This window comes from Streptomyces sp. NPDC005962 (assembly GCF_040629205.1).
In the GTDB taxonomy this organism is placed as follows: Bacteria; Actinomycetota; Actinomycetes; order Streptomycetales; family Streptomycetaceae; genus Streptomyces.
In genome coordinates this window covers 60782-86828 of the sequence record NZ_JBEXVE010000001.1, presented here as the reverse complement: position 1 = coordinate 86828, position 26047 = coordinate 60782, and the positions used below count along the sequence as shown (strand labels likewise).

24 protein-coding genes and 1 riboswitch are annotated in these 26047 nt (G+C 73.3%); of the genes, 9 read left to right on the top strand and 15 right to left on the bottom strand.

Annotated elements, in window-relative coordinates; genetic code table 11:
• Positions 1-111: 111 nt before the first annotated feature.
• Genes ABZ370_RS00425 through ABZ370_RS00415 form a run of 3 tightly spaced genes read right to left on the bottom strand, consistent with a single transcriptional unit; the run spans position 112 to position 2681 of the window.
• Positions 112-1170, bottom strand: coding sequence for a biotin-dependent carboxyltransferase family protein (locus ABZ370_RS00425; protein WP_358614591.1), 1059 nt, complete (start codon positions 1168-1170; stop codon positions 112-114).
• Positions 1163-1876 carry a carboxyltransferase domain-containing protein gene (locus ABZ370_RS00420; RefSeq protein ID WP_358614589.1) on the bottom strand — a complete coding sequence of 238 codons (714 nt, stop codon included), beginning with the start codon at positions 1874-1876 and terminating at the stop codon, positions 1163-1165. The genes ABZ370_RS00425 and ABZ370_RS00420 overlap by 8 nt, the downstream gene beginning before the upstream one ends.
• A 1-nt stretch (position 1877) precedes the next feature.
• Positions 1878-2681 carry a 5-oxoprolinase subunit PxpA gene (locus ABZ370_RS00415; RefSeq protein WP_358614587.1) on the bottom strand — a complete coding sequence of 268 codons (804 nt, stop codon included), beginning with the start codon at positions 2679-2681 and terminating at the stop codon, positions 1878-1880.
• 290 nt (positions 2682-2971) lie between these two features.
• Between ABZ370_RS00415 and nac the strand changes: the two genes are divergently transcribed.
• Positions 2972-3874: a nitrogen assimilation transcriptional regulator NAC gene (gene nac, locus ABZ370_RS00410; RefSeq protein WP_358614585.1), complete on the top strand. Its 903-nt coding sequence runs from the start codon at positions 2972-2974 to the stop codon at positions 3872-3874.
• Here nac and ABZ370_RS00405 read toward each other — a convergent pair.
• The 10 genes from ABZ370_RS00405 to ABZ370_RS00360 form a co-directional block, all read right to left on the bottom strand.
• The gene (locus tag ABZ370_RS00405; RefSeq protein WP_358614583.1) at positions 3871-4971 is read right to left on the bottom strand and encodes a PP2C family protein-serine/threonine phosphatase; all 1101 of its coding nucleotides are present in this window, start codon (positions 4969-4971) and stop codon (positions 3871-3873) included. The genes nac and ABZ370_RS00405 overlap by 4 nt on opposite strands.
• Positions 4972-5096: 125 nt before the next feature.
• Positions 5097-5864 carry an IclR family transcriptional regulator C-terminal domain-containing protein gene (locus ABZ370_RS00400; protein WP_358614582.1) on the bottom strand — a complete coding sequence of 256 codons (768 nt, stop codon included), beginning with the start codon at positions 5862-5864 and terminating at the stop codon, positions 5097-5099.
• Between the two features lie 154 nt (positions 5865-6018).
• Complete coding sequence (locus ABZ370_RS00395) at positions 6019-6477, bottom strand: SRPBCC family protein (protein WP_358614580.1); 459 nt, start codon at positions 6475-6477, stop codon at positions 6019-6021.
• 59 nt (positions 6478-6536) lie between these two features.
• Positions 6537-7781, bottom strand: a complete 1245-nt coding sequence (locus tag ABZ370_RS00390; protein WP_358614578.1) for an FAD-dependent oxidoreductase — start codon at positions 7779-7781, stop codon at positions 6537-6539.
• Positions 7782-7945: 164 nt separating this feature from the next.
• On the bottom strand, positions 7946-9118 hold the full coding sequence (locus ABZ370_RS00385) for a helix-turn-helix domain-containing protein (RefSeq protein WP_358614576.1): 1173 nt from the start codon (positions 9116-9118) through the stop codon (positions 7946-7948).
• A 153-nt stretch (positions 9119-9271) separates the two neighbouring features.
• Positions 9272-10702, bottom strand: coding sequence for an amidase (locus ABZ370_RS00380; protein WP_358614574.1), 1431 nt, complete (start codon positions 10700-10702; stop codon positions 9272-9274).
• Between the two features lie 714 nt (positions 10703-11416).
• Positions 11417-12904 carry a sodium:solute symporter family protein gene (locus ABZ370_RS00375; protein ID WP_358614572.1) on the bottom strand — a complete coding sequence of 496 codons (1488 nt, stop codon included), beginning with the start codon at positions 12902-12904 and terminating at the stop codon, positions 11417-11419.
• A complete protein-coding gene (locus ABZ370_RS00370) occupies positions 12901-13125 on the bottom strand; it encodes a hypothetical protein (protein ID WP_358614570.1) in 225 nt (74 codons plus the stop codon). The genes ABZ370_RS00375 and ABZ370_RS00370 overlap by 4 nt, the downstream gene beginning before the upstream one ends.
• Positions 13126-13262: 137 nt before the next feature.
• A complete protein-coding gene (locus ABZ370_RS00365; RefSeq protein WP_358614568.1) occupies positions 13263-15482 on the bottom strand; it encodes a family 2 encapsulin nanocompartment cargo protein terpene cyclase in 2220 nt (739 codons plus the stop codon).
• Between the two features lie 206 nt (positions 15483-15688).
• Positions 15689-17005 (bottom strand): acyltransferase family protein, encoded by a 1317-nt coding sequence (locus ABZ370_RS00360; protein ID WP_358614566.1) that lies wholly within the window; start codon positions 17003-17005, stop codon positions 15689-15691.
• Between the two features lie 295 nt (positions 17006-17300).
• Here ABZ370_RS00360 and ABZ370_RS00355 point away from each other — a divergent pair, with 295 nt between their 5' ends.
• Genes ABZ370_RS00355 through ABZ370_RS00345 form a run of 3 tightly spaced genes read left to right on the top strand, consistent with a single transcriptional unit; the run spans position 17301 to position 20248 of the window.
• Entirely contained in the window at positions 17301-17558 is a 258-nt protein-coding gene (locus tag ABZ370_RS00355) for a ferredoxin (protein ID WP_358614564.1), read from the top strand.
• Entirely contained in the window at positions 17548-18942 is a 1395-nt protein-coding gene (locus ABZ370_RS00350; protein WP_358614562.1) for an FAD-dependent oxidoreductase, read from the top strand. The genes ABZ370_RS00355 and ABZ370_RS00350 overlap by 11 nt, the downstream gene beginning before the upstream one ends.
• Positions 18943-19000: 58 nt before the next feature.
• Positions 19001-20248: a cytochrome P450 gene (locus tag ABZ370_RS00345; RefSeq protein WP_358614560.1), complete on the top strand. Its 1248-nt coding sequence runs from the start codon at positions 19001-19003 to the stop codon at positions 20246-20248.
• 513 nt (positions 20249-20761) lie between these two features.
• Here the strand turns inward: ABZ370_RS00345 and ABZ370_RS00340 are convergent.
• Entirely contained in the window at positions 20762-22237 is a 1476-nt protein-coding gene (locus ABZ370_RS00340) for an SDR family oxidoreductase (RefSeq protein ID WP_358614558.1), read from the bottom strand.
• A gap of 47 nt (positions 22238-22284) precedes the next feature.
• Positions 22285-22456: riboswitch (TPP riboswitch) on the bottom strand.
• Positions 22457-22630: 174 nt separating this feature from the next.
• On the opposite strand from ABZ370_RS00340, the gene ABZ370_RS00335 reads away from it, so the two are divergent.
• Entirely contained in the window at positions 22631-22927 is a 297-nt protein-coding gene (locus ABZ370_RS00335; protein ID WP_009716657.1) for a type II toxin-antitoxin system VapB family antitoxin, read from the top strand.
• A 115-nt stretch (positions 22928-23042) separates the two neighbouring features.
• Positions 23043-23714 carry a LytR C-terminal domain-containing protein gene (locus ABZ370_RS00330; protein WP_358614556.1) on the top strand — a complete coding sequence of 224 codons (672 nt, stop codon included), beginning with the start codon at positions 23043-23045 and terminating at the stop codon, positions 23712-23714.
• A 34-nt stretch (positions 23715-23748) separates the two neighbouring features.
• Here the strand turns inward: ABZ370_RS00330 and upp are convergent, their stop codons facing one another.
• Complete coding sequence (upp, locus tag ABZ370_RS00325; RefSeq protein ID WP_358614554.1) at positions 23749-24384, bottom strand: uracil phosphoribosyltransferase; 636 nt, start codon at positions 24382-24384, stop codon at positions 23749-23751.
• A gap of 195 nt (positions 24385-24579) precedes the next feature.
• Here upp and ABZ370_RS00320 point away from each other — a divergent pair, with 195 nt between their 5' ends.
• From ABZ370_RS00320 to tadA, 3 genes are all read left to right on the top strand, one after another.
• Positions 24580-24780 (top strand): hypothetical protein, encoded by a 201-nt coding sequence (locus tag ABZ370_RS00320; protein ID WP_358614552.1) that lies wholly within the window; start codon positions 24580-24582, stop codon positions 24778-24780.
• A gap of 195 nt (positions 24781-24975) precedes the next feature.
• On the top strand, positions 24976-25491 hold the full coding sequence (locus ABZ370_RS00315; protein ID WP_358614550.1) for a hypothetical protein: 516 nt from the start codon (positions 24976-24978) through the stop codon (positions 25489-25491).
• A gap of 19 nt (positions 25492-25510) precedes the next feature.
• On the top strand, positions 25511-26011 hold the full coding sequence (tadA, locus tag ABZ370_RS00310) for a tRNA adenosine(34) deaminase TadA (protein WP_055546188.1): 501 nt from the start codon (positions 25511-25513) through the stop codon (positions 26009-26011).
• Positions 26012-26047 lie beyond the last annotated feature (36 nt).

Sequence of the window (26047 nt, the reverse complement as noted above, 5' to 3'; positions counted from 1 at the left end):
CCAGATGGGGACGGGGCACTCACAGCGGGGGAAGGGGACGGGACGAAGGGGGGAAACGAGGGGAGGGGACGGAACGGAGGGAGGGGGAAGGGCGGGGGCTACGAAGCGGCGCTACGAAGGGGCCGTGGCGGGCCCGTCGGACGGCACCGGGATGCGCAGCTCGTCGAAGACGGTGCGGACACGGGCGGCCAGGGCGCGGACGGCGTGGCGCTCGGACCGGTACGCGGCCACCGCCTCCTCCACCGTCCGGTGCCGGAACCGGACCGACTGGCCGGGCCGGGCCTGCCCGAGCGCGGACAGACCGGTCGCGGTGACCACGGCGAGCACCGGGTATCCGGCGGTGACGCCGCGGCCGCGGTGCAGGACGAGCAGTTCGTCGCCCGCGGGCACCTCGACCGCGCCGACCGGCACACCGCGCGAGAGCACCTCGCCGGTCGCCACCCGGCGCGGTACGTCGCCGCTCATCCGCAGGCCGATGTGGTTGCTCCGCGGGGTCACGGCGAACGGCGAGCGGAACAGCCGCTCGGCGGTGTCGCCGAACTCGGCGAGGTCGGGCCCGTCGGTCACGTCGATCGTCCAGGTCTCGCCGTCGGGCCCGGACTCGGCGAAGCGCGCCACGGGCGCGTGCACCCGGAACAGCGGGATGCCGAACACCGGGTGGTCGACCGGCGGGCAGGAGGCCCGCAGCGCCAGCTCGTCGCCCTCGCGCAGCGTGCGTCCGAAGCCGAGGATCGTGTCGGGGGCGCAGCTGCCCAGCAGGGACGGGGTGTCCACCGAGCCGAGGACGGCCAGATAGACGCGCAGCCCGAGCCGGATGCCGGAGACGGCGATGGTCTCGCCCGCCCGTACCGGCAGCGGTTCCCACTGCGGCCTGGGCACACCGCCCACGGTGACGTCGGCGGGCGCGCCGGTGACCGCGATGAGGATGTCGGTGGACGGGGTGCAGGCGAAGTCCAGGGCGGTGATCTCCAGCAGCGGCGCGCCCTCGTCGTTTCCGGTCAGCACATTGGCGACGCGGGCGGAGTGCTGGTCGAGCGCGCCGTTGACCGGCAGGCCGTAGCGGGAGTGCCCGAACCGGCCGAGGTCCTGGACGGTCGCCAGGCCCGCGCGGTGCACGGTGAGGGTGTCGGTCGCGATGCGGCTGCCGGTCGCGGTGAGGGTGTCAGTCATGACACGCCGCCAGGGGTGCGCCCGCGTGCTCGTCCCACTGCTCGGGGGCGATCGGTACGAACTGGAAGGTGTCGCCGGGCCGGTACGGGGTCAGCGGCCGGGCGTCGAGGTCAAGGACGCGCAGCGGGGTGCGGCCCAGCAGCGGCCAGCCGCCGGGGGACGGCATCGGCGAGATGACGGCCTGCCGCCCGGCCACCGCGATCGACCCGGGGACGACGCTGGTCCGTGGCGAGGCGAGCCGCGGCACCGGCCGCGGGAAGGCCGGGCCGTCCATCATCGGGGCGGCGGCCGGGGCGCCGAAGCAGCGAACGGTGAGGGGGGCGCGCGAGTGCAGCTCCACCACCTCGGCCTCGGTCAGCCCCAGCTGACCCGCGACGACGGGCAGATCGGGGCCGTACTCGCCGCCGTACACCACCGGTACGACGAAGCGCCGAGGCGCGGGGCCGGGGCGCGGGCCCTCGGCGAGCCGACCGCTCTCGTAGCGCAGCAGGCGCCGGAGCGTGGTGTGGTCGGTGGTGGCGCAGTCGAACTCGACGAGCAGCGTGTCGTACGTGGGCACGATGCCGTAGACCCCGCCGGGGCGGGCGGCCTCGACCGCGTCGGCCAGGGCGTGGACGGTCTGCCAGGCCCGCTCCGGCGCCAGGCCGGTGGCCTTGACGACGACGGCCGAGTCGCCGCAGTCCGCGATGGTGACCTCGCCCGCCATGTCAGACGCTCCCGACGGCGGTGGCGTCGGCCTTGAGGGCCAGGACCTCGGTGAGCGGTGCGATCCGCACCCCGGCGGTGAGCAGTTCACCGCGGATGCGGCGGGCGAGGGCGATGGCGCCGGGGGTGTCGCCGTGCAGCAGGACGGTGTCGCACGCGACCGGGAGGTCACGGCCGCCGACGGTGCGGATCACGCCCTCGGTGACCATGCGGACCGTCCGTTCGGCGATCTCCCCCGCGTCGTGGAGCACCGCGCCGGGCTCGCTCCGGGGCACCAGCGTGCCGTCGTCGCGGTACGCCCGGTCGGCGATGCCGACGATGCCGACCTGCAGGCCCAGGGCGCGGGCGGCGTCGGCGAGTTCGCCGTCCTGGGCGAGGACGATCAGGTACCGGTCGAAGGACGCCACGGCCCCGGCCACCGCCTCCGCGTAGTCGGGGCGGGTCGCGACCAGGTTGCCGAGGCGGCCGTGCGGCGCGATGTGCCGTACCCGGGTGCCGTGCGCGGTCGCGAAGGCGTGCAGCGCGCCCAGTTGGTACAGCGTGTCGGTGCGGATCTCCTCCGGGGTCAGATCCATCGCGCGGCGGCCGAATCCGACGAGATCGGGAAAACTGTGATGCGCGCCCACGGCGACACCGATTTCGGCGCAGCGGCGGACGGTGGCGTCCATGATTCTCGGATCGCCCGCGTGGAATCCGCACGCGATATTGGCAGACGTCAGCACGTCCAGCAGCGCCTCGTCGTCGCCCATGGTGTAGGCACCGAATCCCTCGCCGAGGTCGGCCACGAGATCGACGGCGTGCTTCATGACGTGCCTCCGGAAAAAGAAGAAAGCTGGCTTCGTCGCCCTTTTTTGAAAGGGAGCTGTGGGAGAGGGACCTGCGGGAGAGGGATCTGCCCGAGAGGGGGCTGCGGGAGAGGGATCTTCGCGGGGAGAGAAATTCGCGTTCCGGTGAACGTAATCCGCGCGAGAGGTGGCGGCAAATATGCGTTGGGTGTGACGTAATCAGCTCTGGTTATGACCTGGGCCACACCGGCCGCCGTCGGGCCACCGGTCGGCGCCTACCATGAGGGCCCCCCGAGGCTGAAGGACCGCGCATGGACACCAGGCGTCTGTACTCGTTCGTGAAGATCGTCGACGCCGGGAGCATCACGCGCGCGGCCGACATCCTGCACATCGCGCAGCCCGCCCTGAGCCAGCAGCTGTCGATGCTGGAGTCGCACTTCAAACAGCAGCTGCTGATCCGCAGCAAGCGCGGAGTCGCGCCGACCGAGGCGGGCCGGGCGCTGTACCGGCACGCCCAGCTCATCCTGCGCCAGGTCGAGCTGGCGCAGGCCGCGGTCGACGTGTCCGGGCGGGCGCCCGCGGGCAGCGTCTCGGTGGGCCTGGCCCCGTACAGCATGGGCGCGGCGCTCGCGCTGCCGCTGCTCACCAGCGTGCGCGAGCGCTATCCCGACATCCTGCTGCACATCAACGAGAACTTCGGCGGGGTGATCAGCGAGGCGATCATGACCGGGCGGATGGACATGGCGTTCATCTACGGGGCGGGGCCGATGCGGGGCGTGCAGTTCGAGCCGCTGCGCACCGAGGACCTGTTCCTGATCGCGGCGCCGGGCCGGGCGATGGAGCCGGGCGGGGGCGCGGACGTCCCGCTGGAGGAGCTGGCGGACGTGGAGCTGCTGCTGCCCAGCCGTATCCACACCATCCGCCAGGTCGTGGACGCCGCGTTCCAGCACGCCTCACTGCAGCCGCGGGTGATCGGCGAGATCGAGTCCGTCCTGACGCTGGTCAGCGCGGTCGGCGCGGACATGGGGGCGACGGTGCTGCCGTGGTCGGCGGCGCGCGCGATCCTCGACGTGCAGAACCTGGTGGTGCGCCGGATCGTGAACCCGACCATCCCGGTCAAGCTCTCCCTGTGTACGTCCGACCACCAGCCGCTGTCGGAGCCCGCCCATGCCGTGCACGATCTTTTCCATGAGCTGATCTCCGACTTCGGCTAGCGGACCGCCAGAGATCCGCTGGAGACGGCCGCGGGCTTGCGCAGCAGCAGGAGCGCCGCGTCGTCGTGCAGCCGCCCGCCCACGTGGTCCAGCAGTTCGCCGTGCAGCCCGGCGAGAGTCCGGGACGGCTCGTCGCACAGCTGCCCGGGCACCCGCTCGGCCAGCGGGAAGTACGCCCGGTCCTGGTCGCGCGCCTCGATGACGCCGTCGGTGTACAGCAGCATCTGGTCGCCGTCGGCGAACGGCACCACCTCCAGGCGCGGCGCCTCGCCGCCCAGCGAGGCCAGGCCCAGCGGCGGCGCCGGGCGCACCGGCTCGACGGGGACGACCGCACCGGCCGGGCCGATCAGCAGCGGCGGGGCGTGGCCGCAGTTGACGATCTCCATGCGTCCGTCGGCGGGGTATCCGGCGACGACGGCGGTGACGAAGTCGTCGGGGGCGAGGTTGCGGGCGAGGCTGCGCTCGATCCGGCCGACCACGTCCAGCAGGTCCGGTTCGTCGTACGCGGCCTCCCGGAACACCCCGAGCACCAGCGCGGCGGTGGACACGGCGGGCAGTCCCTTGCCGCGGACGTCGCCGACGATCAGCCGGACCCCGTACGGGGTGGACACCAGCGCGTACAGGTCGCCGCCCACCCGGGCCTCCGCCGCGGCGGCGCTGTAGCGGACCGCCACCTGGAACTGGCCGACGCGGGCGGGCACCGGGCGCAGCAGCGCGTTCTGCGCGGCCTCGGCGACCGAGCGGACCGCGGCCAGCACCCTCTCCCGGCGCCTGCGCAACACGCTGGCCAGGCAGCTCGCCAGGGTCACGGCGACGAGCGTGGACAGCGCGACCGCCTGATCGTGGACCGGCGCCGTGAGCCACACGCCGAGCCCCGCGCCCAGCGCGACGGCCAGGAGACCGATCCGCAGCACCGCCCACGGGCGGCACGCGGCGGCGGCCAGCGCGGGGCCGACGGCGAGCAGCGGCAGCCAGCTCGTGCCGTCGCCGGTGATGAAGGCGATGACGGCGACCGCACCCAGGATGAGTACGGGCACCCCGGCCGCGAAGGGCGCGGGGGGATAGGGCTGGTCCAGATGGGCGCGGGCCTGGATCATGTCCGGGTCGACTGCTCTCTCTCGCTCTCGGGGAATACGGGCTTTGTCCGTTTCCTCCAGAGAACCAGCGGTTCGCACCGGGCGACAAGGGCCGGAATTTCAGATAGTGAGCGATCACCGAGCGATCAGATGGTGAGCGAAAGACTCCTGGTCACGCGGTCGGCCGTCGGCAGCAGCCGCTCGCGTATCTCCTCCAGCCGCGCGGTCCGGTCCGCCTGACCGGCCCGGATCGACACCCCGAGCGAGCCGAGCCGGTCCCCGCTGTACACGGGCACCGCGAAGCAGACCGTCCCCAGCGCGTATTCCTCCAGGTCGGTGACCGGTGCACCGGCGGCCAGGGCGTCCAGCCGCCGCAGCAGCTCGGCGGGGCGGGTGACGGTGCGGGGGGTGAGATCGGCGAGCGGATGCCGGGACAGGTACTCGCCGCGGGCCTCGTCGTCCAGTTCGCGCAGGACGCACTTGCCGAGCGCGGTGGCGTGCCCGGCGTCCTCGAACCCCACCCACAGATCCACCCGCGGCGCCCGCGGGCTGTCGACGATCTCCGCGACCCGGATCTCGCCGTCCTCGTAGAAGGTCAGATACGCGGCCGCCGACAGCGTGTCCCGCAGCCCGGCCAGCGTCGGCCGCACCCGGTTGAGCAGCGCCTGCCCGCGGCTGCCGACCTGGAGCGTGTGCAGCTTGTCGCCGACGACGAAGCCGCCGTCGGGCAGCCGATGCACATAGCCGTCGTGGACGAGGGTCCGCAGCAGGTGGTACGCGGTGGCCAGCGGCAGCCCGGCCTCCCGTGCCAGCTGTTTCGCCGGGGCACCGCCCTCATGTGCGCCGACGGCCTCCATCAGGCGGAAGGCTCGCTGCACGGAGGTGATCAGCGTAGGGCCTCCTGGAGTACCCATATGACCAGCTTGCGCCCGGTACGGCGGCCGGGCAAGGGCGTACGTGGGGCCGGGGCGCACGCGAGCGAGGGCGTCGGCCCGCTCAGATGATCGGGGCCGACGCCCTCGGGGACGGGACGGACTCGGGCTCGGTCAGCCGGGGCTGATGCGGCCGTCAGCCGGGGCTGATGCGGCCCCGCCAGCCGCCCTCTTCCTGGCCCCGGTGCTCGATGAAGTCCTTGAACCGGTGCAGATCGCCCTTGATGCGGCGGTCGAGCGTCCCGGTCATGTCCGCGGCCTTCTCCGCCATTCCGTTCGGCTCGAAGACCAGGGCCAGGTTGACCTCGGTGTGCCGGTCGTCCAGGGACCGGAACGTCACCAGCCCCTGCTGCTGTACATCGCCCGAGGTCGTGCGCCAGGCGATGCGCTCGTCGGGAAGCTGATCGACGATCTCGGTGTCGAACTCACGGTGCACACCGGCGATCGAGGTCGACCAGTGGTTGTGCCGGTCGTCCACCTGCGTCACCTGGTCCACGCCTTCCATGAACCGCGGGAACTCGGTGAACTGCGTCCACTGGTTGTAGGCCGTGTGCAGCGGAACCTCCACCTCGACGGTCTCCCGCACGGTGCTCATCGGTGACTCCTTTCGACGCTGTCGCCGCACCGGGTAACCGGCCGCGCGCCCCTGAAACGTCAGCGCAGGGGGTGCAGCGCGGCCAGTTCGGCGGGGGCGGTGCCGGTCGCGATGGCGTCCGCCAGCAGTCGGCCGGTGAGGGGGCCGAGGGCCACGCCCCACATGCCGTGGCCGCCGTTCACGTACACCCGCGGCGAGCCGGTCGGGCCGACCAGCGGCAGACCGTCGGCGGTGCACGGGCGTGAGCCGACCCATTCGTCGGTACGGGCGTCCCAGTCGACGTCCCGCAGCAGCGGGCGGGCCGCGGCGATGATCGCCTGGATGCGGCGCGGGTCGACCGGCCGCTCCGGAGGCGCCAGTTCCATCATCCCGGCGACCCGCACCCGGCCGTCGCCGAGCGGGGTGCACACCACCTTCTGCCCGGCCAGATACGTCGGGCGCGCCGGTGCGCCCGCGGCGGGCACGCTGAAGCTGTACCCGCGCCCGGACTGCACGGGCACCCGCACCCCGAACGGCCGGACCAGCCGGTTCAGCCACGCCCCGGTGGAGACGACGGCGACGTCCGCGCGCAGGTCGCCCCGCGACGTGCCGACCGCGACGCCCGTCCCCAGGTCGCGTATCCCGGACACCTCGGCCCGCTCCACGATCTTCCCGCCGCGTGTCCGCACCGCGTCCGCCAGCGCCCGCACGAAGTTCCCAGGATTCAGCCGCCGCTGGCCGTGCAGCGCGATGCCCGCGCCGACCGCGTCGCTGAGCACCGGCTCCAGGGACCGCGCACGGTCGCCGTCGAGGGTCTCGTACGGAACCTCGTAACCCGCCGCCCGGGCATGCTCCAGCTCCTCGACCATCCCCGCCCGCTCGGCCGCCGTCCCGAAGGCGAGCAGCATCGGGTCCACGGGCACGGTCGGCTCCTGGACGCCACCCGCCGCCAGGTCGTCGTACGCGGCGAGCGCGTGCCGGTTCAGCGTGGCGAACGCGGTGGCCAGCACCCGCCAGCGGCGCGGGGTGCAGTGCCGGGTGAACGACAGCAGAAACCGGGCCAGCCGCGGATCGGCCCGCGGCGGAATGTAGACGGGCGAGGTCGGCGAGACCAGACTGCGCACCCCGTACCGCAACGCGGCGGGCTCGGGCAGCGGCAACGCGAGCGCCGGCGTCAGCCACCCCGCGTTCCCCCACGAAGCCCCGGCCGCGGGCACCCGCCGCTCGGCGACGGTGACCTCGACCCCGCGGCTCTGCAGAGACCACGCGGTGGCGAGCCCGACGATCCCGGCACCGACGACGACGGCACTGCGTGGTGTGGACACGGTGGCGTTCCCCTCCCCTGGATTCCCCTGAATTCCCCCGCTGTTGCGCGTGCGTACGCATCATCGCCAGGCGGGAACCCCGACCGCACTGTCCGCGAGACCGATGACGCGGGGGCACGCGTTGTCGCCCGGCACAAGACATGCCGGGCGGCGGTCCGGTGGGGCTACCGGTGGCGGAGGGCCCGTAGGCGCAGGCGCAGTTGGATTTCGAACTTGGCGGCCGGGTCGGCGAGGTCGAGTCCGGCGATCTCGTGTGCCCGTCGCAGCCGGTAGCGCAGGGTGTTGGGGTGGACGTGCAACTGGCGGGCGGCCAGCCGGGCGTCCTCTCCGGCGGCGAGGTAGCGCGCCAGGCTGTCGAGCAGGTCCGTGCCGCGCTCGCGGTCGTAACGCTCCAGGTCGGCGATCGCGCCCAGCGGGTCGTGCCCGGCCTCGTCGGCGAGATCGGCCGTCTGCATGAGCAGCGCGTCCAGGTGGACGTCGCGGATGTGGGCGGCGGCCCCGGCCGTGCCGCCCAGCCGGGTGAGCAGCCGGACGACCAGGTCGGCGTCGGCCCGCGAGCGGTCCAGCAGGTCCGGCGCGGGGACGGTGCGGCCCACCCCGGCCACCAGCCCGGCCCGGTCCTGGAGTTCGCGGACCACGCGTGCGGGCCGCTGTTCGTCGCGCACCGGCAGCACGGCGTAGCCCGCGCCGTCGGCCTCCGCGTGGACCCCGCCGTCCGCGAGCCCGCTGAGCCCGGCGAGGGCGCGCCGCAGCGGCTCGCCGGACGGGGCCGGGGCCATCGGCCGCAGCGCGACGACGGTCAGCGGCCCGGGCGGCAGCGGCAGTTCGGCGGCGGCCTCCGCCGCCTCCGCCCCGCCGGCCAGGAGTGCGCGTACCGCCGTGGCCCGCCGCGCCTCCTCCCCGCGCCGCCGCGCGATCTGCCGGGCCAGCACCGGGGCGGCCAGCGCGGCCGACTCCTCCAGCGCCGCCCGCTGTTCCCGGGACGGCGCGGCGGGCACGATCGCCCAGATGGAGCCGACGGACAGGTCGTCCACCCGGATCGGCATCACCGCCCGCGGCAGCACCCCGGGCGCGCGGACGTCGCGGAAGTCCGCGTAGAGCGGGGAGGACGAGCCCGCCAGCCGTACGTCCAGCCGCTCGCTGCGCAGCAGCGGCCGGTACCGGTCGGGCACCCGGCGGCTGAGGATGGTCGCGACGCGGGCCTCGTCCGAGTACTCCTGGCCGGGCGAGTAGGTGATCAGCTCGGACGCGTCGTCCTCGATGGTGACCGGCCCGCCGACCATCCCGGCGATGGTGCCGGCGAGGGCGAAGAGGCCGTCCGCGGAGTCGTCGTACATGGCTCCTCCGCTCCTGAGCGCGCCGCCGGTTCCGGGGCGACTTACCCGGGCCGGACCGTATGGATGCTCCGAGATGCACCGAGATGCTCCAAGGCGGAGATTATCCACGGCGGGTCGACCGCTGACCATCCCCCTTTTCCTCGGTGTACCCGGCTACCCGATCGCCTCCGGGCGCAGCTTCCCGTACCCGGTGGCCTGTTCGAAGGCGTGGCCGATCTGGAGGACGGCGAAGTCCGCCCGGTGCGGTCCCACGATCTGGACGCCCACCGGCAGCCCGCCGGGGGTGAACCCGGCCGGGACGGACAGGGCGGGGCTGCCGGTCGCCGTGACCAGGTACGCGGAACGCATCCACTCCAGGTAGTCCCGCATCGCCACCCCCGCCACCTCGGCCGGGTACTCGATGCCGATGTCGAACGGCGGCACCTGGCTGACCGGGAGCAGCAGCACGTCGTAACGCTCGAAGAACGCGCGGACGCGGTGGAAGAGCGCGGTGTGCAGCACCTCGGCCCGGGCCACCTCGGGCCCGGTGAGGCGCCGCCCCACCTCCGCGTTCTCCCGGATCGTCTGCTTCAGGTCCTCGGGGTGACGGTCCATCAGCGGGCCGAACGCCACCTCGAACAGCGAGGCCCGCTGCGTACGGAACACCTCCTCGCCCTCCGACAGATCCGGGCACGCGCGCTCCACCACGCACCCGAGGTCCTCGAAGACCCCAGCCGACGCCTCCACGACCGCCGCCACCTCGGGCTCCACCGGCACCAGCCCGCCCAGATCCGGCGACCAGGCCACCCGCAGCCCGGCCAGATCCCGGTCCAGCGGCCGGGCGAACCGGGCCCCCGGCTCCTCCAGCGCGATCGGCGACCGCGGGTCCGGGCCCGCCATCGCGGACAGCAGCAGCGCGGTGTCCGCGACCGTACGGGCCATCGGGCCCTTGACCGAGAGCGTGGTCCACGCGTTCGACGCGGGCCAGGTCGGGACGCGCCCGGGGGACGGGCGCAGCCCCACCACGTTGTTGAACGAGGCCGGATTGCGCAGCGACCCGCCCGTGTCGCTGCCGTCCGCGATCGGAATCATGCGGCTCGCGAGCGCGGCGGCCGCGCCCCCGCTGCTGCCGCCCGCGCTGCGGTCGGGTGCGTACGGGTTGTGAGTGGCGCCGAAGATGGGGTTGAAGGTGTGCGAACCGGCGGCGAACTCGGGCACGTTGGTCTTGCCGAGGGTGATCGCCCCGGCTTCCCGGATGCGCTCGATGATCAGGTCGTCCTGGTCCGGTATGCCGTCGGCCAGGGGCGAGCCGTGGCTGGTGCGGATGCCCGCGGTGTTGTGGGTGTCCTTGTGCGCGATGGGCAGCCCGTGCAGCGCCCCCACCCCGTCCGTCCCTGCTTCCACGATCCGCTCGTCGGCCGCCGCTGCGGCGTCGAGGGCCTGGTCCGCGACGAGGGTGACGATCGCGTTGACGCCGGGGTTGACCCGCTCGATCCGGTCCAGATGCGCCCGCACCACCTCCCGCGCCGACAGCTCACGGCGCCGCAGCAGGGCGCTCAGCTCCAGGGCGGTCTTGTGGCACAGCTCGTCGTCGTGATCCGTCACGGTTGCTCACTCTCGTAGCTCATCGAATTGTCCCCGCCCCGCCCCTTCCCGTACCCAGGGACACAGCCCCTGGACCCCGGCCGAGGCCCCGTGCGCAACACCCCGCGACGGAAGGCGGCCGCCGGAACAGGGCCCGTCAGCACGGCGCCACGCCAACCGCCCACCAGCGCCCCCGAGCGGTCGCGCCGCCGCACCCCGCCGAACGCGCCCGGGGTGCGGCCCGTTGACCCCACCCCGCCCCTTCCCGAACCAGGGGCTGCGCCCCTGACCCCGCAGCGGCTGTGCCAGGCGCCTGGCTCAAGGGGCCGTGTCCCGGACCGTTGCGGCGGGGTGCGGCGGTCTTCTCCGCCCCTTCCCGAACCAGGGTTTCGCCTCTGGACCCCGCAGCGGCTGGGCCATGGGGCCGTGTCGCGGGGCGTTGCGGTGGGGTGCGGCGGTTCTGAAGAGCCGCCGCACCCCGTCCCGGGGCAAACCCTGCTCCCCGTCCCCGCTCCGGAGCCCCCGGCCCCCCGGCCGGACAGCGGTACGCCGCGGCGGGCCGTGCCGTTCCGGGCCGGCGCCTCCGCCCCTTGGGCCGGCTGGTTTCCAGCCCGTCCGGCGCTTGAGGACCGGGGCCCGGGGCGGAGCCCTGCCGCGCGGCGGAGCCGCACATCGGATGCTGCGGGAAGGGGCGGGGTGGGGGAAGCCCCCGGACCCCGCGGCCACCGGCGGCGGCTAGCCGTGGAGGGATTCGTCGGGGTGGCTCGCGGCGGTGGCCGCCGCAGCAGCAGGGGCCGGGGCGGCGGCCCCGGGGAGGGGCTCGGCGGGGTGGCGGCGGGTGAGGAGGTGGGCCAGTGCCGCCACCGCCACGTTCACCCCCAGCCCCACCAGCCCGGCGTTCACGTGCCGCACATCCACCTCGGCCAGCGTCAGCCACACCACCACGGCCTCCCCCGCCGCCAGCCCGGCCAACGCGGCCCGCGCCGTGAGCAGGCGCCGGGCGCCGAGGACGGCGAGCAGGCCGGGGACGAGCTGGATGAAGCCGCTCACGGTGAGCAACTGCAGGTCGGCCAGGAGCCCGGGCCGCAGGATGCCGAGGGTGAGGGCGAGGCCGATGGCCAGGACGACGACGCTGTGGTTGACCCGCATCCGGGCCGACTCCCGCCCCGCGGGCAGCAGGTTCTGGGCGACCAGGGTGGAGATGCCGATGCACATCGCCCCGGCCGGAACCATCGCCGAGGCCGCCGCGGCGACCACGACGAGCCCGGTGGCCCAGTCCGGCAGCGCGCCCTGGGCCAGGGTGAGCAGCACCCCGTCGCCGTCGCCGTCGACCTTCGCGACCACCCCGGTCAGCCCGACCATGATCGGGATCATCAGCGCGACCTGGTACAGCGGCATGAAGACGTTGTTCGTCCGGATCGCCCGCGGCCCGGCCGCGGCCATCAGCGGTGGCCAGTGGTGCGGCGTCGCCATCATCCCGCCCGCGATCGCGGAGACCAGCACGCTCGTCGTCCACCACACCTGGTCCTGCGCCCCGCCGTGCACGGTCAGCAGCTGCGGCTGCGCCTCGTGGACCCGCCGGAACACTTCCCCCACCCCGCCGCCGACGTAAGTCATGGGCACGACGACGGCGAGCACCGCGATGACGCCGACCGTCAGGATGTCCTTGAAGTAGGCGCTGTTCTTCAAACCACGGATGCCGGACCACAGCACGAAGGCCGCCGTCAGCACGGAGGCCAGCACCATGCTCAGCCGCCCCGACGCCGTACTGCCCGTCGCCAGCCCGACGACCATGCCGAGCCCGGTGAGCTGGAGCTGGATGTAGGGGAGCAGGAAGACCAGCCCGATGACGGCGACGACCTTGCCGAACAGCGGGCTGCGGTAGCGGTCGGTGAAGTAGTCGGCCTGGGTGAGGTAGCCGCGTTCCTTGCCCAGCCGCCACAGCCTCGGCTGGACGAAGTAGAGCAGCAGGAAGGCGAGCGCCAGATAGACGACGGCGTACGTGGCGGCGTTGCCGCCGCTGTACGCGACCCCCGCGACCCCGAGGAAGCTGAAGGTGGTGAACACCTCGCCCGCCTGGAGGAACCACATGGCGAAGGTGCCGAAGTCGCGCCCTCCGACGGCCCATTCGGCGAGGTCGGCGGAGCGCCCGGTCCGGCCGAGGAAGCCGCACAGGGCGAGGGCGCACATGCCCAGCAGCGAGACGGCGAGGACGACACTCACGATGCCTCACCCGCCGCCACCCGCTCACGGTGCCGGAACAGCCCCCACTCGACGGCGGCCAGCGCCGGGGTGAGGACGAGCACCCAGCCGCCGACCCATACGTACAGCGAGGGCATCCCGAACCACAGCCGCTCGGCGTTGACGAACGGCAGCCACACCGACGCGAGCAGGGCCAGGGCCGGGACCACGGGCAGAAGGACGAGCAGATTGCGCCGCGACACGGTACCTCCAGGGCGCGAGGGGACTGCGCGGCATTCAACAGACCCCGCCCCGCGCCCGGCTTCGTCACGGGCGGCCAACATGCGGCGGCCCCGCCTTGTCCGCCAGGACAAGACGGGGCGCCGGACGGACCCGGCGGCTACCGGCCCGCGCCCACCGGAAGCCGCGCGGCCGACGTGCCCAGCCCCGTCGGGCCGAGCGGCAGCCGCGGCGCCCCGGCCCCGTGCCGCAGCTCCTCCTCCCGGTACCGGGCGACCTCCCGGTGCCAGGTCATGATCCCGGTCATCCAGTTCCGGAGGTCGCGCACATACCCCTCCATGGCCGCCCGGCCCTCCGCCGACAGCCCGAAGTCCTCGTACAGGACCGGGAACTCATGGGCCGCGACATGCTGGAACTGCCGCATCCGCGAGTCCATCAGGTCGTGGACGACGGCCACCCCGGTCGGATAGTCGCAGTCGAAGAAGTTCTGCACGACCAGGACGCCGTTGTGGACCTCGCCCTCGAACTCGATCTCCTTCTGGTACGAGAAGACGTCGTTCAGCAGCGTGGCGTAGTCCATGGCGGCGTTCTCCAGCGAACGGACCGGCCCGCTGCGGTGGATCTCGGGCGGGACGCGGCGCCCGTAGGCCAGTCGGCACAGGCTCATGGTGAGGTGGGAGCCGAAGGTGTGGCGGCGCATCTCGACGTAGTCGACCGGGTCGGGGATGCGGTTCTGCGCCTGGTTCGCCAGCTCCCACAGCCAGCTGTCCAGCATGTCGTCGACAGCCTGGCGGAACGCGCGGCGCCCGTCCTCCTCCATGGGCCCCGCGGTACGCGACCACAGGTCGGCGAGGGCGCGCTCCAGCCCGCTCGCCGGTGCGGGGGTGGGGCCCGCGTCGAGGGGCATGAAGGTCTTCAGCCGGTCGTTGCACACCTTGGCGCCGGTGAGGTCCCGCCTCCGGCCGAAGAGCTGCGGATAGTAGTCGTCCGCGTACGTCCCCCAGGCGAGCCAGCCCGAGGTCAGGTCCAGCTCGTCGGGGGACGCGTCCGGGTGGATGCCCGCCGCGCACAGCGGAAGGTCGGCGGCGAGCAGCCTGCGCTCGTCCCAGACGTCCGAGCCAGGAATGCCGGGCTGGGGCCCGAGGATGCCCATCCGGTGCGACCACGCGACCAGATTGCGGCGCGCCCGGTCCAGATGCGGGCTGAGCCGGGCGGTGAACGGCATGGCGAAGTCCGGCAGCAGGGACGGCCCGACCCGCGAATACGGCACATGGCTGAAACCGCGCGCCCTGGCCCGCTCCGCCCGGCCGGTGGTGAGCCACAGGTTTGCCGCCGATGTGCCCAGGCCGTTCACCGAGAACGGCGACCAGGCGGGCTCGCTCCCGGCCCCTCCACCGTTCATGTAGCGGCTGGAACGCATATGCCACTCATGGCCGCCCGACTGCCAGTCCTGGAGCCCCTTGACATACGCCATGACGTCCGCGCAGGCCGCCACGGACAGGCCGTGTTCGGCGAAGAGCGGGGCCAGTTCGGTGAAGGTGGTGTTCTCGAACTGCTGGAGCCGCGAGGTGAGCAGGTCGTTGACGGAGTCCGCCGCCTGCTGGGTGGTGCAGCCCAGGAACGTCTCCAGGACCAGCACACCGTTGCTCAGCTCGCCCTCGTCCTCGATCTCCCGCTGGTACGAGAACAGGTCGTTGCGCAGATGCACCGCGTCCGCGAACGCGTCCCGCAGCACGCGCAGCGGCCGCGACTCCGCGATCACCGCCGGGACCTCGGCCCCCACGGCGTGCTCCACGAGCCCCGCCGACCACGGGGCGCCGCCGACCTTGCGGCGCATCTCGATGTACTCCACCGGATTGGGTGTCCGGCCCGCGTTGATGTTGGACAGCTCCCAGAGCGACTCGTTGAGCAGATTCTCCGTGGACTCCCGGAACCGGGACCGCCAGTCCGGCGACATCGCGGGCACCGTCCGCACCCACAGGTCCTTCAGCCCCGCCTCGACCGGGTTGACCGGCTCCGGCATCCCGGCCGCCGGGTCCATCGGCATGAACAGCGGGAGCCGGTCCAGATACGCCTTGCCGCCCTCGCGGTCCTGCGAACGCTTGAACCGCTCCAGGAAGTGGTCGTCGAAGAAGAACACCCACACATACCAGTCCGTGATCAGCGCCAGCTCCGCGGCGGAGCATTCGGGGTGGGTGTAGGCGCACAGCAGGGCGTAGTCGTGGGCGGCGAGGTCGTCCTGCTCCCAGATGCCGGAGCCTTCGAGCATGCCCATCTCGCGGGCCCACCGGGTGGAGTGCTCCCGCGCCGCCTCGACATGCGGGCTCAGCCGGGCCGGGTACGGCATGTAGAAGTCGGGGAGTTGAAAGGGCTGTGTCACTGCTGGGCCGACACCTCTCCGTGCGACGGTTGCCCGCGGCCGTCAACAGGCCCCGCGGGCTGGTCGGCTCGGCCCTACCCAGGGTCCTGACGGCCTATCCGACAGCCCCATCAGTCATATGAACGTGCGATCATTTCCGGCCCCCGCCACGGCGGTATGGGCGGTGGCGGGGGCCGGAACGGGCAGCTCACGTGCCGGTGCGGCGGCTAGTGCGGCGGTCTCGTGGCCTGGGACGGGACGGCTGCCCGCGCCGTCGCGGCGGCCCCGGGAACGAGCGCCCGCGGACCGGCCCCGGCGGCGGCCCCCGGCGATCCGGACCCCGGCGCCTCGGACCCCGGCCCGGACCCGGACCCGGTTACGGCCTTGGCCTTCGCAGCCCCGGACTCGGCGGACCCGGACCCGGCGGACCCGGACGCAGCGGACCCGGACCCCACGTCCGCCGCGGGCCGGAAGGCCCACTCCATCCGCGGCTCCATCGCGAAGCGGAAGATCCGCTGGACGAGCGGGGAGCACAGCGCCGTCACCACCGCCGCGGCGACGACCGTGACCACGATCGCGCCCGCCGGGGTGTGCAGCCAGGCCGGGTCGTACCAGCCCGCGAAGTGGGAGCCCTTGATGAGCAGGCCGTGCAGCAGGTACCCGTAGAGCGTCCCGGCGCCGAGCGCGGTGAACCACCTCGTCCGCCCGGGCACCCAGGCGAAGAAGCACGCGGTGAGCACCATGGAGCAGCCGAAGAGGGCGAACGTCATCACCACGCCGCTCCACCACGGCGCCCCCAGCTCCTGGGCGCTGTCCCGGTGGTAGAACCACCCGGCGTTCATGCGCGGCACCGCCCAGTAGGCGAAGACCAGCGCGGCGGCCGTCACCGGCACGGCCAGCAGCCGCACCTCCCGCCGCCGCACCATCCGGAAGTGCTCCGGCCGCATGCGCAGTCCGACCACGAAGAAGGGCAGGAACTGCAGCACCCGCTGGAGGTCGAGATCGTCGCCGATGTCGGGCGAACACGAGGCCAGCGCGGCGATCGCGAGCGCGAGCGGCACCGGATGGCGCGCGATCCGCCACACCGGGGTGGTGACGCGCCAGACGAAGAGCGCGATCAGGAACCAGGTCAGGTACCAGGGGTCGAGCAGGCTCACCGGGTACGAAAGGTCGCCGCCCGCCCAGCCCTTGAGGAGGCTGTACACGGTCTCGAAGATCACATACGGGACGACGACCCCGGTGAGGAGACGCTTCAGCCGGTCCGGCCGGAGGTCGAAGTTCCGCGAGAAGTAGCCGGAGATGAGGATGAACGCCGGCATGTGGAACGCGTAGACGAACATGTAGAGGGCGGACGCCGCTCTGCTGCCGTTCCGCAGCGGTTCCCAGGAATGCCCCATCGCGACCAGCACGATGGCCAGGTACTTGGCGTTGTCGAAGAACGCGTCACGCTGCTGGGGAGCGGCGGGGGGCGGGGCCACGGAGGGCGGGGAGGCGGGGGCGGGCGCGGGGGTGTGCCGCGCGCGACGTAAGGACGAGATGTTCATCACATACGCCACCCCGTGGAACCGACAGCGGCGATCCCGCCTCTTTGTGGGGTTGAGGAGAGGGCTGCGGAGTGGAACATTCCCCGCACGGTAGTAGCGGCAGCGGGGCCACGGGCGGAATGACTCAGCTCTTGCGTACGACGGTTCACGCCCCCGCCCCCACTGGCACACTGCGCCCCCGCACCCGTCGCCCCTTTGGCCCGGCTGTGCGCGCGGCCCCCGTGCACCTCGCCCATGCTGGGCCGTGAGGAGGGGGCGACCCGACGACCCGAGCGTTGCGAAGGGCAGGGCCCCGATGAGGCTTGTCGTCGATCTCAACCGCTGCCAGGGGTACGCGCAGTGCGCGTTTCTCGCCCCCGACGTCTTCACCCTGCACGGTGAGGAGGCGCTGCTCTACACCCCGCACGCGGACGAGACCCAGCGGGAGAACGTGGCGCGCGCGGTCGCGGCCTGCCCGGTCCAGGCCATCCTGGTCGACGACGAGGACCGCTCCGACCGCTCCGACGTCTCGGACGTCTCCGTCGACGACGAGGACCTCTCCGGTGTCCGCTGACGGCGCGCCGCACACCCTGCGGCGCGAGGGGCGCATCGTGATCGTGGGCGCCTCGCTGGCCGGGCTGCGGGCCGCCGAGACGCTGCGCGAGGAGGGGTTCGCCGGGTCGCTCACGATGATCGGCGACGAGCCCCATGAGCCGTACGACCGGCCGCCGCTGTCCAAACAGGTGCTGCTGGGCCGGTCCCCCGCCGACCGCACCGCGCTGCCCCGGCGCCGCGCGATCGACGCGACGTGGCGGCTCGGCGTCGCCGCCACCGGGCTGGACATGACGGCCGGTCGGGTGCGGCTGGCCGACGGCGACGAGGTCGGCTACGACCGGCTCATGATCACCACCGGGGTGCGCGCCCGGCCCTGGCCGCATCCCCTGGAGTCCGAGCTCGACGGCGTCTTCGTGCTCCGTACGAGGGAGGACGCGGCCGCGCTCCACCGCAGGCTGTCGGCCGGGCCGCGCCGGGTGCTGGTCATCGGCGCGGGCTTCACCGGCTCGGAGATCGCCTCCGCCTGCCGGGAGCGGGGGCTGCCGGTCACCGTCGCCGAACGCGGCCCCACCCCCCTGGTCGGCGCCCTCGGCGGGGTGCTCGGCCAGGTCGCCGCCGACCTCCAGCGCGCCCACGGCGTGGATCTGCGCTGCGGCGTCATGGTCACCGGGCTGGAGGGCGACGCGGCCGGGCGGCTGCGGCGGGCCCATCTGTCCGACGGCACCGCCCTCGACGCCGACGTGGCGGTGGTCTCCCTCGGCATCACCCGCAACACCGAATGGCTGGCCGGGTCCGGGCTCGGCGCCGGGCCCCGCGGCATCGCCTGCGACGCGGGCTGCCGCGCGTTCGACATACGCGGCATCGTCACCGACGACATCTTCGTGGCCGGGGACGTGGCCCGCTCCCCGCATCCGCTCTTCGGCTACCAGTTCCTGTCCCTGGAGCACTGGGGCAACGCGGTCGCCCAGGCCGGGACCGCCGCCCACAACATGATCAGCGCGAGCGCCGACCGCCGACCGCATCTGTGGGTCCCGGCCTTCTGGTCCTCCCAGTTCGGGGTGAACATCAAGTCGGTCGGGGTGCCGTCGCTGGGCGAGGAGATCCTGATCGCGCAGGGGTCCCTCTCCGAGGGCCGCTTCACCGCGGTCTACGGGTACCAGGGGCGCGTCATCGCCGCCGTCACCTTCGACCAGAGCAAGTGGCTGGCGTTCTACCAGCGGCTGATCGAGACCGCCGCGCCCTTCCCGCCGCCGTTCACCACCGTCGACCGCCGCGCCGAAGGGCTGCGGCCGGTCCCGGCCGACTTCCCGGACCCCACGCTGCCCACCCACGGCCCGACCGTCACGCTCAGCGGCTACTCGCCCGCCGACCGGCGGATCGCCTTCACGCCCGCCCGCCACTGATCCCCGGCCTCGGCCCCCGTCCCTGATCCCCGTCCCTGATCCCCGGAAGGACTCCGCCATGGCCCACGGCCCCCTCCTGCGGAAGATCACCGACTACGCCAACCGCGCCGACCCGTACCCGATCTACGCGGAACTGCGGAAGACACCCGTGGTGCACGAGGAGGACGGCCCGTACATCGTCAGCACCTACTGGGAGATCCACGCCCTGCTGCACGACCCGCGCATCAGCTCCGACGCGCGCAACCTCGACCCCGGCCTCGCGGGCGGACCGGCCGACGCGGACACCGAGGCCGAGGAGGACGACCCCGGGCTGCCGCCTGCCTTCCTGAAGCTCGACCCGCCCGAACACGACCGGCTGCGCCGCCTGGCCATGACCCCCTTCGGCCCGCCGCACACGCCCCGGCGCATCCACGCCATGCGCGGCGAGCTGACCCGCATCGTCAACGAACTGATCGACGGCTTCCGGGACCGGGACCGCATCGACCTCGTCGACGACTTCTCGTACCCCTTCCCGGTCACCGTCATCTGCCGACTGCTGGGCGTGCCGCGCGAGGACGAACCCCGCTTCCACGCCTGGGCCGACACCCTCGCCGCGAGCCTCGACCCGGACCCCGAGCAGGACGCCGACGAACGGCGCCGTGTCACCCACCAGGCGCGCGCCGAACTCGGCCGCTACCTCTCCGAACTGATCGAGGAACGCCGCCGCTCCCCCGGCGACGACATGCTCTCCGCCCTGGTCGCCGGGCACGGCCCGGACGGCCCGATGTCCCATACCGAGCTGCTGAGCACCGCCGCGCTGCTGCTGGTCGCGGGCCACGAGACCACCGTCAACCTGATCACCAACGGCATGCTCGCCCTGCTCCGCAACCCCGATGTCCTGGCCCGGCTGCGCGCCAAGCCCCATCTGGCCGTCCCCCTGGTCGAGGAGTTGCTGCGCTACGACCCGCCCGTCCAGCTGCTCCCCCAGCGCACCCCGCTGTCGGACATCGACATCGCCGGGGTGACGATCCCCAAGGGCGCCCCCGTCTGGCTCGTCCTGGCCTCCGGCAACCGCGACCCGCAGCGCTTCCTCGACCCCGACCGCTTCGACCCCCAGCGCCGCGACAACCAGCACCTCGGCTTCGGCAGCGGCATCCACAGCTGCTTCGGCGCCCCGCTGGCCCGCCTGGAAGCCCAGCTGGCCCTGACCGCACTGGCCCAGCGCCTGGAAAACCCCCGCCTCCTCGAAGACCCGCCCCCCTACCGCCGAAACGCCGTCCTCCGCGGCCCCCGCCACCTCCCCCTCACCCTGAACGGCCTGCGCTAGCGGACCGGCGAAACCAGGCCCCCGCCCCCACCCGGCAAGCAGCTGGCCGTGGACGGTGCGGCCGTTGTTCCCCAGCCCCGCCCCTCCCCGAACCGGGGCTCTGCCCCGGGCCCCGAAAGAGCCCCGGCCCGCGCCACGCGCGCCGCAACGGCCCGCCTGACCGGGCGGGATATTGCGGGCCCAGGCTGCCGCGCAGGGCCCCGCCCGCGCAGGTCGGGCCGTGTACGTCGTCCCGCAGCGCGAGCCACCGCAAGCACCAGCAGCCCCGGCACCCGCGCACCCCCGCGCCCGCCAGGTGAGCAGCCGCCGGACGCCCCGCGCCGAGCCCCCGTAGCAACGCCCGCACGGCACCCCGGCCCCGCAACACCCCGTCGGCGCGGTGGCCGATGACCGCTTCCCGTGCGGCGCGGACCGGGCCGTCCGGGGCCCGGGGCAGAGCCCCGGTTTCGGGAAGGGGCGGGGCAGGGGAACAACAACCGCTCGCCGCAGGCGACAGCGCGCCCCGGGAACCGGTCAACGGCACACAGACGACTCGGCCTTGGCAGCGATCTTGCGGGCCATTCCGCCGAACACCAGCGCGTGGAACGGTGAGACGCCCCACCAGTAGACGTGCCCGGCCAGCCCGTGGGGGTGGAAGACGGCGCGCTGGCGGAAGATGGTCCGGCCCTCCCCGTCCCGGTCCACCCGCATCTCCAGCCACGCCAGACCCGGCAGCCGCATCTCGGCCCGCAGCCGCAGCAGTCGGGGCGGCAGGACCTCCTCGACGCGCCAGAAGTCGAGGCTGTCGCCCACCCGCAGCCGGGCCGCGTCGCGGCGGCCGCGGCGGAGGCCGACGCCGCCCATCAGGGTGTCGATCCAGCCGCGCAGCGCCCAGGCGAGGGGGAACGCGTACCAGCCGTTCTCGCCGCCGATGCCCTCCACGACCCGCCAGACGTCCTGCGGGGAGGCGTTCACGGCGCGGCGGCGGTGGTCGGTGTAGAGGGTGCCGCCCGCCCAGTCGGGGTCGGTGGGCAGCGAGTCGCTGGGGGCGCCGGGGGTGGCGGCCGAGGACCAGCGGGTGGCCACGTCGGCCTCGCGGATGCGCCGCAGGGCCAGTTCCAGGGACCGGTCCACGCCGAGCGGGCCGCCCGGCGGCTCGGGGACGTAACGCCTGATGTCCCGCTCGGCGCAGACCACCTCGTGCCGCAGGGACTCCACGAGGGGCCGTGCGAGGGCGCCCGGTACGGGGGTGATGAGGCCGACCCAGAGGCTGGAGAGCGCCGGGCTGAGCACCGGCACCGGCAGGATGCCGCGCCGGGGCAGCCCGGCGACGGCCGCGTACCGCCGCATCATGTCCCGGTAGGTGAGGACGTCGGGGCCGCCGATGTCGAAGGCCCGGCTCACCCCGTCCGGCAGGGCGGCGCAGCCGACGAGCAGCCGGAGCACATCGCGGACGGCGATCGGCTGGGTGCGGGTGCGTACCCAGCGCGGGGTGACCATGAGCGGTAGCCGTTCGGTCAGATAGCGCAGCATTTCGAACGACGCCGAGCCCGACCCGATGATCACACCGGCCCGGAGCACCGCGGTCGGCACCCCGGAGTCCAGGAGCATGCGGCCCACTTCGGCGCGGGAGCGCAGATGGGGGGAGAGGTCGCGGTCCGGGACCCCGGCCGGGGTCAGCCCGCCGAGGTAGACGATCCGCCGGACCCCGGCGGCCCGCGCCCGCTCGCCGAAGACGCGGGCGGCGCGACGGTCGGTCTCCTCGAAGCCGGGCCCGCCGCCCAGCGCGTGCACCAGGTAGTACGCGACGTCCACGCCCGCCATGGCCGCCCGGACGGACTCCTCGTCGGTCACGTCGCCGCGTACGATCTCGACCCGCCCCGCCCAGGGGTGATCGCGCAGCTTCCCCGGAGAGCGGACCACACAGCGCACCGCGTGCCCCGCGTCCAGCAGCTCGGGCACGAGTCTGCCGCCGATGTACCCGGTGGCCCCGGTGACCAGACAGCGCATGCGGCCATGCTTGGGCGCACGGGAGGCCACCGCAACCGGGCAGCACAGAACCTGCGAGGTGGGCTCCCTTCGCCGGCATTGTCCGGATCAGGTGCTGGAGGTCGCCTTCCGGTCTCCCCGACCTTCCGGCCTCTCAGCCCGGCCGTCAACGAAACGCTCCGGAGGACCAAAGCCCTCTGTCCTGAACGCCTCTCCGGTCGAGCTCCCTCGCTCGCCCCGCAGGCTGCTATTCAGGTTACTCCTGACCCCCTTGGGCGACTAGTCCCCTTTAAAGAAAAATTCACCCTTTTGTCGGCGTGTGTCAGCGTGCGCCCGAACCCCCTCCCGGCCCCCCGGCCTGGCACTCCCGCGCCTTGGCTGCGCCGGAAGCCGCTTGCCCGGTAGGCTTTCCGTGTGATCTTCAAGCGCATCGGAAACGGTCGGCCCTATCCCGACCACGGCCGGGAAAGCACCCGCCAGTGGGCGGATGTCGCCCCACGCCCGGTACGTCTTGACCAACTGGTCACGACGAAGCAGCAGCTCGACCTGGAGACGCTGCTCGCGGAGGACTCGACGTTCTACGGCGACCTCTTCGCCCACGTCGTGAAGTGGGACGGCGACCTCTACCTGGAGGACGGGCTGCACCGCGCCGTGCGCGCCGCGCTCCAGCAGCGCCAGGTGCTGCACGCGCGCGTCCTGGAGCTCGACTGACGCCACCCCCGCGAGGCGGCGGCCGGGCCTTCGCATTGGCCCTTTCGGGTTGGACTGCAGACGAACCATTGATCATTTAGTAGGCATCGTCACCAGGCCGGACTACGCTGCGCACATGAGCATGCTGACCCCTCCCGGCATGGGCGGAAAGTACCGGATCACGGGCGACCGCTACCCGCGTATGCGCCGACCCCGGAGCCGTCGACGCCTGGTGTTCGCGGCCCTCGGCTCGGTCGTGGCACTCGGCCTGGTCGGCTGGGGAACGCTTCAGCTCATCGACGTCTTCTCCGGTGGCGGCGGCAAGGGCGGCGACACGGTGCGCGCGGCGCGCGGCAGCGCGGACTGCAAGCGCGAGCCGGGCAAGGGCCACGACCGGGACACCGGGTCGTCGACCCGTACGGCGGCGAAGAAGCTGCCGAAGCCGTCCGACATCACCGTGAACGTCTTCAACGCGACCAAGCGCTCGGGGCTCGCGAAGGACACCGCCGACGAGCTGAAGAAGCGCGGCTTCAAGATCGGGGACGTGGGGAACGCCCCGAAGCCGTACGACAAGAAGGTCAAGACGCCGGGGATACTCCTGGGCGCACCGGCCTCCGCCGACGGGGCCCTCCGGGTGCTCGGCACCCAGCTCGCCGGGGCCCCGGCCAAGAACGACACCCGTGGCGGCAAGGATGTCGATCTGATCATCGGCTCGGCCTTCAAGGACCTGGTCAAGGCGGGAGACGCCGACAAGGCGCTCACTGCGCTGACCAAGCCCTCACCCCGCCCGTCGGGCTCCCCCTGCTGAGCGGGGCCCCTCGGGGGAACGGCCTCGGAGGAAACTAGCCCGCGGTCCCGTACATCCGGTCGCCCGCGTCACCGAGCCCCGGGACGATGTACCCGTGCTCGTTGAGCCGCTCGTCGACGGAGGCGGTGACCACCGTCACGGGCGTGCCCGCCAGCTCACGCTCCATCACCTCGACGCCCTCGGGCGCCGCCAGCAGGCACAGCGCGGTGACGTCGTCCGCGCCCCGCTTGATGAGTTCGCGGATCGCCGCGACGAGCGTCCCGCCGGTCGCCAGCATCGGGTCCAGCACGTACACCTGACGGCCGGAGAGGTCCTCGGGCATCCGGGTGGCGTACGTGGACGCCTGGAGCGTCTCCTCGTCGCGGATCATGCCGAGGAAGCCCACCTCGGCCGTCGGCAGCAGCCGCACCATGCCGTCGAGCATCCCCAGGCCCGCCCGCAGGATCGGCACCACCATGGGACGCGGATGCGAGAGCCGCACCCCGGTCGTCGCCGTCACCGGGGTCTCGATGTCGACCTGCTCGGTCCGCACATCGCGGGTGGCCTCGTACGCGAGCAGGGTCACCAGCTCGTCGGCGAGCCGCCGGAAGGTGGGGGAGTCGGTGCGCGTGTCGCGCAGCGTGGTGAGTTTGTGCGCCACCAGCGGGTGGTCGACGACGTGAATCCGCATGGCCCCGACACTAACGGAGCCCTCCGGCCGCGGCTCCCGCCGGTAACCCCCGAACCCCCGCCGCCCCCGCCGCCCTGTCGGCGCGCGCCGACAGTCTGCCGCCGTGCTGGCATCAAAGCGCAGTTTCGGGGGAAAGTGGGCAGGAGCGCCCGGGCCCCACGTCCGGGCGGAGACCTCGGCCCGAGGGGTGAGGCCATGGCCGACACCGACATGCCCACCGGCAGGACGATGGGCGCCGTGTCCGCACGCGAGAGCGCCGCGGACCGCCGCCGCCGTCGCGAGCTCTTCCTGAGCGCGCTCAACGAGGCCCGGCAGGTGCGCGACCGCGTACGGCCGCGGCTGACCCGCGCCTCCCGGATGCGCGAGGCGATACACCTGCGCACGTTCCGCTGGTGAGCCCGAACCCGGCGCACCGCCGATGGAGCGATCAGGTCGGTCCGTTTCGTTTCACGTGAGCCACATCTCTTTGGACTGGTGCACGACGCAGCGCGGAAGACCTCTCGCGAAGCGACGGTTTCTGCCACGATTCCGATTGGGGCGGGACACTGTCCCGCCCGCCCCGGCACGCCTATGACCAGTGGGAGAGTCACGGTGTACTTCGCCGCATTGCTCGCGCGCACCGCAGAAGGGTGGGAAGCGAGCGACACAGAGCTCGACAGCGTGGAGACTCTGACCGATTTGATCGATCTGGCTCGTGGGGCCGCCAAGGACGACGACACGGTTCTGGCCTTCATCGAGCACGAAGACGCGTGGTTCGGCGTCGTCCGCGTGGACGGCGAGGAGGACCCGCACATCTACGTATCGGACGCGGCCGCGGCCGCCCGCACCTCATACGGCTCGATGCTCACCGACGAGCTGCTCGGCCGGGACCCCGACGACGACCTGGACAGCCTCGTCGACCTGGACGGCACCGAGGACGGCGAGCCCGACGAGGACGACGACACCGACCCCGACGCCCCCGTCCCGGTGGGCCCCCTCGGGGACGGCGACATCCTGACCGACCTGGGCATGGAGGAGAAGGAACTGAAGTCCCTCGACGGCGACGCGTTCGAATCGATCGCGGACATGCTGGGCGCCGGCATGGAGGGCCTGGAGGCGGTGCGCTGACCGCCGCCACACTGGTGTCATGACCGATCCGCTGACCGGCATCCTGCCGGGCCCCGACCCCGACCCCCTGCGTGACCCCTGGCGCGCCCCGATGCGCCTCGCGCTGGAGGAGGCCGTACGGGCACCCGAGACGGGAGACGTCCCGGTCGGCGCCGTCGTGCTGGGCCCGGACGGCACGGTGCTCGGCCGCGGCCGCAACGAACGCGAGGCCCACGGCGACCCCACGGCCCACGCCGAGGTCCTCGCCCTGCGCGCCGCGGCCCGCCGCCTCGGCGGCTGGCGGCTGACCGGATGCACCCTGGTGGTGACCCTGGAGCCGTGCGCCATGTGCGCGGGCGCCATCGTGCTGTCCCGGCTCGACCGCGTGGTCTACGGCGCGATCGACGAAAAGGCGGGCGCCGTCGGCTCCCTCTGGGACATCGTCCGCGACCGCCGCCTCAACCACCGCCCCGAGGTCATCCACGACGTCCTCCCCGACGAGTGCGCGGCCCCCCTCACCGCCTTCTTCCGCACCTCCTGATCCCCCCCACCCGGAACCGATTTCGGATCTCGCCCC

What these genes read in the sequence shown, in the direction of transcription:
- ABZ370_RS00425 (WP_358614591.1), bottom strand. Translation starts at nt 1,170, where the DNA reads ATGACTGACACCCTCACCGCGACCGGCAGCCGCATCGCGACCGACACC.
- ABZ370_RS00420 (WP_358614589.1), bottom strand. Translation starts at nt 1,876, where the DNA reads ATGGCGGGCGAGGTCACCATCGCGGACTGCGGCGACTCGGCCGTCGTC.
- ABZ370_RS00415 (WP_358614587.1), bottom strand. Translation starts at nt 2,681, where the DNA reads ATGAAGCACGCCGTCGATCTCGTGGCCGACCTCGGCGAGGGATTCGGT.
- nac (WP_358614585.1), top strand. Translation starts at nt 2,972, where the DNA reads ATGGACACCAGGCGTCTGTACTCGTTCGTGAAGATCGTCGACGCCGGG.
- ABZ370_RS00405 (WP_358614583.1), bottom strand. Translation starts at nt 4,971, where the DNA reads ATGATCCAGGCCCGCGCCCATCTGGACCAGCCCTATCCCCCCGCGCCC.
- ABZ370_RS00400 (WP_358614582.1), bottom strand. Translation starts at nt 5,864, where the DNA reads ATGGGTACTCCAGGAGGCCCTACGCTGATCACCTCCGTGCAGCGAGCC.
- ABZ370_RS00395 (WP_358614580.1), bottom strand. Translation starts at nt 6,477, where the DNA reads ATGAGCACCGTGCGGGAGACCGTCGAGGTGGAGGTTCCGCTGCACACG.
- ABZ370_RS00385 (WP_358614576.1), bottom strand. Translation starts at nt 9,118, where the DNA reads ATGTACGACGACTCCGCGGACGGCCTCTTCGCCCTCGCCGGCACCATC.
- ABZ370_RS00360 (WP_358614566.1), bottom strand. Translation starts at nt 17,005, where the DNA reads ATGAACATCTCGTCCTTACGTCGCGCGCGGCACACCCCCGCGCCCGCC.
- ABZ370_RS00355 (WP_358614564.1), top strand. Translation starts at nt 17,301, where the DNA reads ATGAGGCTTGTCGTCGATCTCAACCGCTGCCAGGGGTACGCGCAGTGC.
- ABZ370_RS00345 (WP_358614560.1), top strand. Translation starts at nt 19,001, where the DNA reads ATGGCCCACGGCCCCCTCCTGCGGAAGATCACCGACTACGCCAACCGC.
- ABZ370_RS00340 (WP_358614558.1), bottom strand. Translation starts at nt 22,237, where the DNA reads ATGCGCTGTCTGGTCACCGGGGCCACCGGGTACATCGGCGGCAGACTC.
- ABZ370_RS00330 (WP_358614556.1), top strand. Translation starts at nt 23,043, where the DNA reads ATGAGCATGCTGACCCCTCCCGGCATGGGCGGAAAGTACCGGATCACG.
- upp (WP_358614554.1), bottom strand. Translation starts at nt 24,384, where the DNA reads ATGCGGATTCACGTCGTCGACCACCCGCTGGTGGCGCACAAACTCACC.
- ABZ370_RS00320 (WP_358614552.1), top strand. Translation starts at nt 24,580, where the DNA reads ATGGCCGACACCGACATGCCCACCGGCAGGACGATGGGCGCCGTGTCC.
- tadA (WP_055546188.1), top strand. Translation starts at nt 25,511, where the DNA reads ATGACCGATCCGCTGACCGGCATCCTGCCGGGCCCCGACCCCGACCCC.